The sequence below is a fragment of the Streptomyces thermocarboxydus genome (assembly GCF_024760485.1).
In the GTDB taxonomy this organism is placed as follows: Bacteria; Actinomycetota; Actinomycetes; order Streptomycetales; family Streptomycetaceae; genus Streptomyces; species Streptomyces cellulosae.
In genome coordinates this window covers 2,252,962-2,265,238 of the sequence record NZ_CP058273.1, presented here as the reverse complement: position 1 = coordinate 2,265,238, position 12,277 = coordinate 2,252,962, and the positions used below count along the sequence as shown (strand labels likewise).

The 12,277-nt window shown below is 67.7% G+C and carries 3 protein-coding genes; 1 reads left to right on the top strand and 2 read right to left on the bottom strand.

The window, feature by feature from the left end; genetic code table 11:
- Nucleotides 1-65: 65 nt before the first annotated feature.
- Nucleotides 66-482 (bottom strand): Imm1 family immunity protein, encoded by a 417-nt coding sequence (locus tag AY578_RS34045; RefSeq protein WP_370879098.1) that lies wholly within the window; start codon nt 480-482, stop codon nt 66-68.
- 291 nt (nt 483-773) lie between these two features.
- A complete protein-coding gene (locus AY578_RS10515) occupies nt 774-8,552 on the bottom strand; it encodes a DddA-like double-stranded DNA deaminase toxin (RefSeq protein WP_258907307.1) in 7,779 nt (2,592 codons plus the stop codon).
- 547 nt (nt 8,553-9,099) lie between these two features.
- On the opposite strand from AY578_RS10515, the gene AY578_RS10510 reads away from it, so the two are divergent.
- Entirely contained in the window at nt 9,100-12,231 is a 3,132-nt protein-coding gene (locus AY578_RS10510; RefSeq protein WP_258902289.1) for an FG-GAP-like repeat-containing protein, read from the top strand.
- Nucleotides 12,232-12,277: the final 46 nt, after the last annotated feature.

Here is a 12,277-nt window from a genome sequence, read left to right as displayed (position 1 = left end):
TAATAAATACCGTCTCACCGAAAGGTGAGATTCCAACTTACACGAAGCGCCACCGAGAACCTTAATCAGTGCAATGGGTGCCGTGTACCCGAGTCTCTGCACCACGGATCCTGACAAAAGGAAGGTGTCACATCCGCCTGCCCATTCAGAGAGTGGTACGTGCCAAAGTCACCACGATCCCAGCAAATCGCCGTTGGCCTCTGACCGCTTCTTAGTTCGCAAAATTCCTCGACGGCCGCACGAATATCAGCTACCGGCAGCGTATTGCGGGGCTCGAACAGCCTCCAATCGCCCAAATCAGCAACAACGTTTTGATTCAACACCGGCGGTTCCGGATTCCTAGAGGTCCATACACTCCTCGCAATCTCCCGATCCACTCGAACTACGGAATCCTCGGGAACTTGCCACCTCAATGCGCCATACCCTGTAAGCGGATTTGTCGAGACTTGAAGATAGCTGTCAAAGTACCGATCTGATTTCATCGGATCCCTATGTGGCGCCAAGAGCACAAACGTTGCAAAAATTCCACCCTTCGGCTGTCCAGCCACGTCTGACCCTTGGTCGGGCCCGCCGGTCACCAACTCGCTAATCAAGCGCCTAAGAATAGCTCCCGATGCTGCATGATATGTCGTACCGCCAGTGAAAACAGTCAGAATCATTAATATCCTCCAACGTTCGCAGGTGAGGCGATGCGGAATACTGAAATTAGACCGGCCCCACCCCGGAGGATTCTACCCCAGGGCAGGGCCGGCCAGATATTACACCTCTTGAGATTAACCGCCGCCCAGCATAGTTACCCCGTGCCAGCCCTCTTCAGTGCGCCAAACGGATGTCAGGCTAGACCCTCTTGGTAGAATCGCAGACACCCCAGTCATGCATGAATAGGGACCAGAACAAACGCCGTCAGAATTGTTGATTACGACTGTCGCCCTCTGAACGCCATTGCTTCTCATGGCCAAAGCGATCTTGGTTTCTACATGAGATGCAGCCGCGAACCCACCTGCAGCGTCGTGAGGCACGCCAGATTTTTTGAGCGCGTCCCTTACTTGCGTGAATGAACCATTCTCACCGCTTGATACGGGAGCTCCGACTTTATTTCCAGCATCATCTACGACCTGACCAGTCGTAACCTTGCTGCCTGCCAACTCGTCCGCAATGCCGTCGAGTGGATTGCAGTTGTGTACGAGGACCGGCGTGGCCCCCGCCAGCACATAGTACGTGTGGGTGTCGCCGACGGTGAGGTTGTGGACGGTGGTGCCTGTTGTCGTCCAGTGTTCGATCGCGGTGATCTGGACGTGCGTGCCGGCGCTGGTTTGGAGCCACTGGCCGGGCTGGAGGTCGGTGGCGTCGAGCCATTGGCCGAGTTCGGGGACCCAGAAGGGGTGGCCGTCGGTCGCGGTGACCTCGGCCGTGTGCTCGCCCTTGTCGCCGTCGGTGTCGATGACGACCTTGACCAGGTGCTTGAGGCCTTCGCCCTTGATCTCGGCGGTGACCGTCTCGATGCGGGTCTCGCCGGTTTCGGGGTCGGTGGCGACGACCTTGTCGCCGACTTCGATCTCCTCGATCGGCTTGGTGGACCCGTCGGCCATCAGGACCTTGGTGCCGGGGACGAAGCTGTTTCCGACGGGGCAGGATTCTCCGTCGCCTCCGTCGGCTTTGCCGGAGTCGCCGCTTTCGCTGCTTCCGCCCTTGCTGCGGGAGGAGCCGCCTGAGTCGCCGCCCGGCTTGGAGCCGCCGCTCTTCGAGCCGCTTCCGGAGCCCTTGCTCACCGAGGACGCCTTCGGGGCTGCCTTGGCCTGGGCCTGTTTCTGGACGGGGTTACCGGTCTTCTTGGTCTGCGCGACCGCCTTGTCGGAGGTTCGTTTCGCCTGCTCCGCCGCCTTCTTCTTGGCGCGTTGCGCAGCCTCCTTCTTCGCCTTCTCGATCGCGGCCTTCTTGGCCTTCAGCGCCGCCGCCTCGGCCGCCTTCGCGGCCCTCAGCACCGCCTCGGCCGCCTTCTTCGCCTTACGGAAGGCCTGGATCGCGTCGATCGTGCGGTCGATGGCCTTCAAAACGCCGGGGATCTTGCCCGCCTTGAACCACGGGATCGCACCCAGGACCATCCCGGCGCACGACCACATGTCACCGCCGAAGCAGGCCATCGCGTCGTTGATGCCGATGAAGTCCTTCAGCGTGGACCACGCCGCGCCCAGGATGACCGAGGACAGCGACTTGCCCATGGTGGATTGCGCCTGGGCGACCTGGGCCGCGGACAGGCCCGCTCCCGCCAGGGCAGCGGCCCGCTCCGAGGCGGTCAGGGAGATGGCCAGACCCGTCGGGTCGGACATCGTCACCGGGTTGTTGTGCGCGTAGGCGTAGCCGTTGGACTGGAGCAGGTCATTCAGGTCGAGCACCGGGTCGGCCGACAGGAAGCGTCCGACCACCGGGTCGTACAGACGCGCCCCCAGCGGCTGATAGCCGGAGGAGTCGTCACGGGTGGCGCCCAGGAACCCGGTGTGCGCCTGCATGTTGGCGCCGACCGTGTCGGTACCGCGCTGGTTGCCGAACGGGTCCTGCTTGCGGATACGCACCGACATGCTGCCGCCGAGCACGACCTCCGCATGCGTACTGCCCTGATGATCACCGGCGAGGGCGACCAGCTGGTCGGAGCCGTTGCCGTAGGCGTACCGCATGACCGCGCCGCCCGGTGCGGAGTAGGTCCGCTGGGTGTTGACCAGGACACCGCCACGCTGGACGGTGACCTCGGCCTCGCCCAGGTGCAGCGTGGCCTGCTTGCCCTTGATGGTCAGCAACTGCGCGCCGTCAGGACCGTAGATGTAGCGGGTGTCGTTCTGCGGCGACCACTGCTGCTCGGGCTTGCTCGCGTCACAGGTGGCGAGGACCACCGGGGTGCCGCTGGCGGAGCTGCCGCCCTGGACTGCCAGGCACAGGCCGGACGCGACGTGGATGAGCTGGGCGGAGGCGTTCCGCTTCAGCTCCTGCGCCGACGAGCCGTCGCACTTCTGCAGCTGGACCGCCGCGCCGGCCGTGTTCGAGGCGGGCTGAACGCACCAGTTGTCGTAGACGGTCAGCGTCCCTCGGTCGGGGTCGGTCTGCGCCGCTCCCGGAGCGACGGCGAACCGCCAGCTCTGCGCCACGGAGGTGTTGCAGCTGTACAGCTGGATCGGCTGCCCCGCGACGGCGTGGCCGCTCTTCAGGTCCAGGCACTTGTCGGCGAGTCCGACGTACGGGGTCTTCCCGCCCGTACCCTGGCCCTTGATGCGGTCGATCTTGCCGTCGTAGGTCCAGGTCAGCTCCTGCTTGTCGCCGTTCTGGACGGAGGTGACGGACCTGGTCTCGCCGGTCAGCTCGTACAGCCGCTCGGCCTCGGCCTTGACCTGGGCGCCCTCCGGCGTGGTGTAGGTCTTCGACACCTTGGTCAGCGTGTGCGGCTGGGTGCCGTCGGCCCTGCCGTAGGAGTACGTGGTCGTGGCGTCCTTGGCGGTGGTGCCGGCCAGGTCCTTCTCGGTCAGCTTGGTGCGGTTGCCGAGCAGGTCGTACTCGTACTCCTGCCAGTAGCCGGAGTTGTCCTTGCCGGCCGCCACGTTCAGCGTGCCGTCACCGTTCTTCGGGCCCGCGCAGGAGGTCTGCTCCTTGGCGGTCCAGGCCGTTTTGAGCTGGCCCAGCGGGTCGTAGGTGAAGCACTGCCGCTCGGCGATGCCGTCCGAGTGCTCCCGGATGGAGGTGACGTTGCCTGCCGGGTCGTAGGTGTACGACCGCTCGGACACGAGGTGGCCGCCGACGAGCGTCTTGTCACCGGCCTGCTCGCGGTAGACGGCGTGGCTCTTCAGCTCGCCGCTGCCCTCGTCGAACGAAGCCGTCGTCCAGACCCGGTACGGGTGGGCGCCCAGCGCGGAGCGCAGCACCTGGCCGTAGGCGTCGTAGACCGTATCGGCGCCGTACCAGTCCTTTCCGGAGACCGACAGGGGCTTGCCGTCCTGGTTGTAGCGGACGACGAGCTTCTCGGCGTCGAACCGGCCGACCGCCGGGAGCGATGCCTCCTTGAGGGCGCCGGTGTCGTCGTACGTGTAGGCGTACTTGTAGGAGGCCTTGAAACCCCACGTGTCGGCCAGCGACTGAGGGAGGGACAGCGTGGTGGAGGTCGGCTGGTAGTCGTTCGTGTAGCCGTCGACGGTCTGCGTGTAGGCGGCGCCGTCCGTGTAGCGGGTGGCGGTGGCGGGCATGCCCGTGCCGCCCGGGGACGTGTCGTAGCCGAAGGTGGCCAGCAGTTTGCCCTCAGGGCCGTCGAGGCGCTGCTCGACCGGCCGGGACAGCACGTCGTAGCCGTTCCACAACGTGATGCCGCGGGCGTTCCTGGTGGTCAGAACCCGGTCGTGGTGGTCGTACGTGGTCCGTGTGGTGCCCGCGTCCGGGTCAGTGGCGGTCACCTGCCGGCCGCGGTGGTCGTACGTCCACGTCCACGGGTGGGCGGTGTCGGCGGAGTTGACCGCCTTCACCAGCTGGCCGTGTCCGTCGTAGGTGTAGCGCATCGACGTGAAGCCGCCGGGCGCTTCGGCGTTGAAGGTGTCGACCCGGGAGGTGCGGCCGAGTGCGTCGGTGTAGACGCGGTACGAGGAGGCGCCTGAGGGCTGGTTCACCTTCGACCAGTCGGCGCCGTACTCGTAGCGGACGGCACGCGCGGGGACCGGCTCGGAGCTGGACTCGCCGGTCTCCGGGTCCTCGACCTTCAGGTACGGCATCTCCTGCACCACGCGGCCCAGGCCGTCGTAGCTGTACCGGGTGATGTTGGGGACCGTCGTGTCGGCGAGCGGGGTGAACAGCTCACCGGTCTTGGCCTCGTGGGTGAGGTAGGCGTTGTTGGTCTGCCAGACCTCGCCCGAGCTGTTGTAGAGCGTGTCGGTGATCAGGTGTCCGCCGCCGTCGGCCTCCTCCTGCGTCTGCCGCTCACGGCCGAGTCCGTCGTAGAGGACCACGGACGTCTCGACGCGGTCGTCCTTGGAGCGGGTGTAGGTGGTGACGTACGGGGGCTTGCGGTCTGTCTCGTCCGGGTCGTACGCGGGGATCGTGTAGACGGCCCGGAAGTCCGGGACAGCGGAGGTGGACGGCGTACGGCCGGGGCCCCACGCCTCGACGAGACGGCCCAGCGGGTCGTACGCCGCCTGGCTGACATGCCCGTTGGCGTCCGTCGTCTTCAGCGCCGTCGCGCGGCCGGGCTCCAGTTCCTGTGTCTGCTGGTGGCCCTTGGCGTTGGTCTCGGTGACCCTGAACACCTGGCCGGTGGACGGGAAGTACTCGATGGTGCCCGAGTTGCCGTCGGCGTCGGTCTGCTCGACCACGCGGCCGACCGCGTCGAACTTCGAACCGCCGTCGAGCTGGAAGCCGGTGCCGTCGCCGTTGAGCGACCAGGTCTTGGTGGCCAGACCGCGGGTCGAGTCGCCGAGCGCGGCCCCGTAGGACGTGTGGTCGTACGCGGTGCGGGTGCCGCCGCTCAGCGTGGACAGGTCGCCGAAGTCGGCGTCCGCGCAGGTGGTGGGCGAGACCAAGGCCTGCTTGGTCAGGCCGATGAGGTTCTTGCCGGGATGGTGCAGGTAATCCAGCTTGGTGCAGGACTCGTCGCCCGACCGGCCGGTGTCGCCCAGCGACTCCACGAGGGTGGGCAGACCGTGGGTCGCCTCGAACGTGGTCCTCGTCCGGACGACGCGCTGTGTGCGGGTGTCGTCGCCGGTGCCGGAGGACTTGGTGTACGCGATCTCCTCGGGCTCGGTGACCCGCCAGGCGATCAGGGGGCTCAGCCCGTCGCCGCGGTCGCGGCGGCCGAGCTCGGTGGCGGCGGGCACGGTGACGCTGCGGGACAGCCAGTCGGTGTCGGCGTCCGCGGCGCTCGTGTACGTCAGTTCCTCGGCGATGCGGCCGGCGAAGGGCTCACGGTCCTTGGCGATCTCCGTGCCGGTGATGTCCTTCACGGGGACGTCGTCGCCCATGCCCCGGAAGTAGCGGGTGACGGCCTTGGAGCGCTTGCTGCCGACGGCCGGCTCGTCCGTGCCGGTGATGACGGTGGTCTGCTCGAAGCCCGCGAACTGTGACCAGGTGCGGGTGGACTTCTTGGTGAACTCCGCCTCGGCGAGCTTCCATCCGGCGTTCTTGTACGTGTAGGCGGTTCGGGTGGAGAAGGCGCCGTCGACGTTGGGCAGTTCCTCGATGGACTCCACGACGTACTTGTGGAACCAGTCGATGTCCTCGACCTCGGGGTCGGGGTGCCAGAACTGCGGGTAGCACAGCCGTGTGTTGGCCTTCAGCGCGGCAGTGTCCTTCTTGCCGGGGAGTCCGGTGCCGGTGGCGCAGTCGCCCGTGGGGGCCTTGTAGGTGACGACGGTCTCGCCGCCGTACTCGTTGATGACGCGCGCGACGCGCAGACGGGAGAAGCCGGGACGAGGGTCGTCGGGACGCATGACCCGGTTGGGCATGTCGTCCATGTTCGGCTCGAAGCGCACCGCGTTCAGGGTGACGCTCTCGTCGGTGGAACCGTTGCGGGCGTACCCGGTGCGCTGGATCGACTCCAGCCACAGGGCGGTGTTGGGGCCGGTGCGCAGGACGGGGAAGCTCTGCTTCAGCGTGTACCGGTCCACCACCTGGCGGGCGTCGGTGTCGGTGCGCCGCTGGGCGGAGGTCTGGATCTCGGTGAGGAGCTTGCGGGACCAGAACGTGGCTCCGGCGTTCCAGCACTTCTTTCCGGCCTCGCACCGCAGGTCGGCCGGGGTGTCGTACCAGATGCGGTACTTGCCCGGGTCCTTGTCGGTGAAGTTCTCCTCGGAGCACGTCAGCGAGCCCTCGGCGAAGCAGCGGTCCTCGACCTTGAAGTTGACGCGCGCCGGGGCGGGCGCGGAGAAGATGCTGTCCTTGCGCTGGCCGTAGTCGATGCGGGTCAGGTAGCCGTCGCGGTCGTAGACGACGGGGGACTTGAAGTTGAAGTTGCGGGCGTAGTAGTTCTGGTCGCTCTTCCACCACAGGGACATGGCGTTGCCGTGGACGTCCTCGACGTAGTCGAGATTCCATCGCCATGCCTGCGTGCACCAGGAACCGGCCCAGTCACCGGCCTTGTAGCAGTCCTCACCCGGGTGGTTGCCGTACACCGGGACGGTCAGCACCGAGTCGGTGACCGGCTTGCCCTGCGTGTGACCCGGCAGCTTGTTCAGTCCGAAGTGGTAGCGGGTGCCGTCGCGGGTGGTGACGACCCAGTACTCGCCGTTCCTGGCGCGGTTCTGGGTGGTGGGGTCCTCGATGCGCTCGATCTTGGAGCCGTCACCGTTGGCGGTGAACCATGTGCCCTGGTCCTTGTCCCATACCAGCTCGGTGGTCATGCCGCCGAGCGAGAGAGTGGCGTTCTCGGAACCCCAGCACAAGTCCGCCGTGCGATGAGTGGCGTTGTTCGACCCGGCCTTCTTGGAGTCCTGGCGGCAGTTGGCGTAGGTGCGGGTGATGGAGCCCGGGTTGTAGTCCCAGCCGTCGCCGATCCAGGACGCCTGGTTGTTGGTGGCGGAGGTGCGTCCGTCGACGGTCTGCGAGGAGTAACTGAGGGCGATCCGCGGCATGGGGCCGCCCGCGGTCTCCGGGACCGGTACCTGGTACGCGTAGGTGAAGGCGCCCGAGGAGGCGCCCGCCGACCAGGAACCCGCGGACAGCAGCGGGGTCGCCGTGAAGTCACCGGCGGCCGAGGCGCCGGTGTCCATGGCGCCGATGACCCGGGAGCCGGCGGAGTCGGCCGCCTGCACGACGTCGGTGCGGGCGGAGGCGGTACGGGCCGAGGCGCCGGACGCGGTCGCGGGACTGCCGGCCGTGCCGTCGAGCAGTTCGGCGACCGGGACGGAGCCGGTCACGATCGTGTGGGTGGTGGCGTTCTTGGGCGCCTCGGCGTCGGTGGGCGCCTCCTTCGCCGGAACCTTCTCCACCGTGCTGCGCAGCTGCTCGGGGCCCGCCGCGTCGGCCTGCGCCGACATGGTCTGCGTCCCGCTGTCGTCCGCGCACTCGCCCTCGTCCGGGGTGAGGACGCAGTCGGGCAGGAGCACGAGGCCGAAGCGGTCGGCCGCCTGGGGGCCGTAGAGGTCCCGGAAGGAGGTGGTGTCAACCGCGATCGCGACCTGCGCCTCCGGGTCGGCCGTGGCCGGCGGGGTGACCTCCATGATGAGGCCCGCGACGCCGGCTTCCTGGGACACGGACGGTCCCGCCAGGTCGACCGTCCACTCACCGGCGATCGCGGCGGGGTCGGTGCCCTCGGGCACTCCGAGCGCCACGGGCAGGCCGTTGGTGACAGGGACGGTGCTGCCCGGCTCGGCGTCACCGGTCAGGGTCGCCGTGCCGGTGTCCTCCTGCCAAGGGGTGACCGCGGTCGGCTCGTACGGGTCGACGGGGACCTCGGGAGCGGTGGTGAGGTTCTTCTCGGCCTCTTCGTCACCGTCGACCGGGGTGATCTCGGGCAGCTCGGGGAGGTCGACCGATCCGCGGCTCATGCCGGGGCCGGGGACGGCCCATGCCTCCGCGTTGAGGCTGGTGACCATCAACGCCGAGGACAACAAGAGGACGGTCGCCGCCCGGCCTTGCCGGCGACGCCGTCGCTGTGACTCCGTCGAGGCCGGGCGTCTGCGCCACGGCCAGGACAGGGGACCTTGAGCACGCATGCGCGTCGACTCCCACCCAGGCGATACGAATGTGTCCGCACCCTCCGTCATGGGCCCCTCACGCATCAACAGTGGCCCCGTTGCACCGAGCCAATTGCCGTGATCTGAATCACGGTTGAAGTGGTGTCAGACCCGCCCTAAATGCGAGCTCTGGGCGAACCCCTAGGGACCCCCATGCATCGGCGCACAAGTGGTGATCAAAAGCCGCACATCTGACCTGGCGTCAATCGATCTCGTACAGTCACAGAAAGGTCATCACAAAGCCATAACTTCTTCACGGGTAGACGTTCTGTACACATCGTGTGATCGTTTGCGCGCCCGTGCCCCGTGACCTGCGTCCCGGGGCTGTCCGTGCTGCCCTGTCCGTCTGGTCCACACGGGAGTGACCGCCGCCGTGTCCGCGCCGCCTCGCCTCCTCAGCCCGTTTGTGCGCACGCGCACCCGGCTGAGCATCACCCTCGGCCTCGTCCTGGCCGCCCTGACCGCTGCCCTGCTCCCGTGGTGGCTCCCCGACGACACGCCGGCGCCCCGCGCGGACCGGGCGACGGACGCGAAGCCGGCCGTCACCGGTCCCCGCGACGAGGCCGCGGCTTCGGCCGAGGCGCGCAGCAGCCGCAAGCCGGTCCTCGTCGACACGGCGACCACTGCCACGTCCCAGACCTGGGCCCTGCCGGACGGCAAGCTGCGCACCGACATGACCGCGTTCCCTAAACGGGCGAAGAATGCCGAAGGGGAGTGGGCTCCGGTTGACAACCGGCTCCGGCGCACCGGTGACGGCCTGGGCATCCGCCCGGTCAACCCTGCGGTGCCCGTCCGCTTCTCCAGCGGCACCCCCGGCGCGAAGCAGCGGGCCGACCGCTCCTTCACCCGCCTCCCGCTGGCCGACGGCCCCGGGGAGACGGTGCTGGCCGAAACGGACCTGAACGGGCACACCGTTTCCTACACATGGCCGGGCCTTCTGCCCGAGCCGGTGCTCGACGGACCCCGGGCGCTGTATCCGGAGGTGCTGCCGGGCGTCGACCTGCTGCTGGTCGTCCGGGAGGAGGGCGGGTTCGCCCAATTGCTGATCGTCAAGACACGGGAGGCCGCACGGAGCGAGGCGCTGGCCAAGGTGTCGTACGGCCTGCGGTCGGAGACGGCCACGTTCCACTACAGCGACGGCTCCAGCCACGTCTCGATCCTCGACGTGGCGGGCCGCGAGGTCGGCTCGGTCCCCACGCCTTTCGGCTGGGACTCCTCCGGCCGCGACCCCGAGGCCGATCCCGGTGTGGCTCCGCGTACCTCCGTCGCCACGCCCGCCGACGTGTTGAACCTGTCCGGCCTCAGCGGTATCGAGCCCGGCGCGCGTCAGGAACCCATGCCGATGCAGCTTCTGGGCGACGGGACCGGAAAGGCCCGTATCGACCTGGGACTGGGAAGGACCGGTTTGCTGACAGATACGAACACCCGCTTCCCGGTGTTCGTGGACCCCACCATCAACCCGCCGTGGCAGGCCTGGACGGTGGCATACAAGCCGTACCCGAACACCAGTTTCTGGAACGGCACCAACTTCAGCTCCGGCACCTCCGACGCCCGCGTCGGCCACGAGGACGACACGAACGGCACCGCTCGTTCCTTCTGGCGCATGAAGTTCGACAGCACCATCAAGGGCACGACGGTCTCCGAGGCGATCTTCAAGGTGCTCAACAACCACTCCTGGTCCTGCAACAAGCGGGAGTTCCAGTTCTGGCTGACCGGGGCGATCTCCTCGGGCACGACGTGGAACAAGCAGCCGTCCTGGAGCAGCAAGGTCGACGTGCACTCCTTTGTGCACGGTTACAACAGCACCTGCCCCGATGACTACGAGCCCTTCGACGTGACGTCGGCCGCCCAGAAGGGCGCCAACGCCGGCTGGTCCACCATCACCTTCGGCATGCGCGCCACCACCGAGACCGACACCCACACATGGCGTAAGTTCAGGGCGAACTCCGCCACGCTGAGCGTGACCCACAACCGCAAGCCAGGGGAGCCGACCGGCGGCAAGTCCACGCCCGGTGGCGCCTGCAAGCCCGGTCCGGGTTCGGGCGTGACCATCGGCAAGACGAACATCACTCTGTCGGCGAACGCGAAGGACGCCGACGGCAACCTGCGTGAGCTGCAGTTCCGCTTCTGGAAGGTGGGCGGGACGATCCCGGCCGCCAAGATCGCCAAGCCGAACTCCAGTGGCACCGCCACGGTGCAGATCCCCGTCACTTTCCCGCTGGCAGACAAGACGACCTACTCGTGGGACGTGCGTGCGGTGGACACCGATAACGCGGCGTCCTCCTACTACCCGCCGGGCAGCGAGCCCTGCAGGATCACCATCGACGCCACTGCCCCGCCACAGCCCGAGATCGAGAGCGAAGACTTCCCCGAGGCCACGTCCGACGGGCTGACCTGGGCGAAGGCGCCCTTCGGTACGAGTGGGAAGGTGACCCTCGTCTCGTCGGGTGCGACGAGGTTCCGCTACGCCATCGAGGGCCTGCAGTGGTTCGAGGCGCCGGCCTCCAGCGGCCGCGCGACCATCACTCTGGCGCCCGCCCACGCGGGACCCAACTGGCTGTTGGTCCACGCCTACGACGCCACGGGCAACCAGAGCGTGCGCACCGACTACGCCTTCTACGTCCCGCCCAGGGAAGCGGCCGACGTGCCCTGGGACACCGGCGGTGACGGCATCCCCGACCTGCTGATCGTGGACGCGGCCGGCAAGCTGATGAACTGCGTCGGCAGCGCGGGCGGCGAGCTGTACGGCTGCCTCGGCGCCGCGTACACCAAGGACAGCAGGACCGGGGAGACGAAGCTGCATCCGACGAACCACTGGTTCGACCCGTCCACAGGAAAGGCGGCACTGATCACCCACTGGGCGGACGCCTTCCCGGGTGACGGCACCACCGACCTGTTCGCGGTCACCCCGGACGGCAAGGCATGGCTGTACCCCGGCGACGGGTACGGCAGCTTCGACGTCGGACGGCGCCTCGCAATCCGGCTGCCGTCGAATGCCCCCGCCCCTTCGACGTGGACGCAGATCAGGGCGGTCGGCGACATCACCGGCGACGGTCATCCCGATCTGGTGCTGCGGGCCGGCATGGAGTTCTGGACGCTGTCCGGCTACACCGGAGGCACCTTCCGGGAGGCCACGCTGATGACCTCCAGTGCCTGGGCCCGGCGCGAGATCGTCAACGTCGCCGACATCAACGGCGACAAGACGCCCGACCTGCTCTGGCGCAACCTGGACAACGGCAACATGTACGTCCGGCACGGGCGGCCCGGTCCCGTCAGCGGCAGCGTCGACCTGGTCTCACTGAAGCACGCCGCCGACTCGCTCAACGGTGACGTGGGCTACGGCACCAACTGGTCGGAGGCGAACGTGGCGACCGCCCTGGGCATCCCTGACGTCAGCGGCGACGGCATCCCGGACATCTGGGCCCGCCTGCGCTCCGACGGCGCGACCCGGATCTACAACCCGTCCCGCACCAGTACCGGAGCCGCGGTGAAGGTGGTCCTGAACGTGGACTGGAACCAGATCAAGGCCTTCGGCTGACGGCTGCGGCGACGTTCCCGGCGGGCCCGGGTCTCCCCTCGTGGGC

Coding starts and splice junctions, on each gene's coding strand:
- AY578_RS34045 (WP_370879098.1), bottom strand. CDS start 482: ATGAAATCAGATCGGTACTTTGACAGCTATCTTCAAGTCTCGACAAAT.
- AY578_RS10515 (WP_258907307.1), bottom strand. CDS start 8,552: ATGGTCACCAGCCTCAACGCGGAGGCATGGGCCGTCCCCGGCCCCGGC.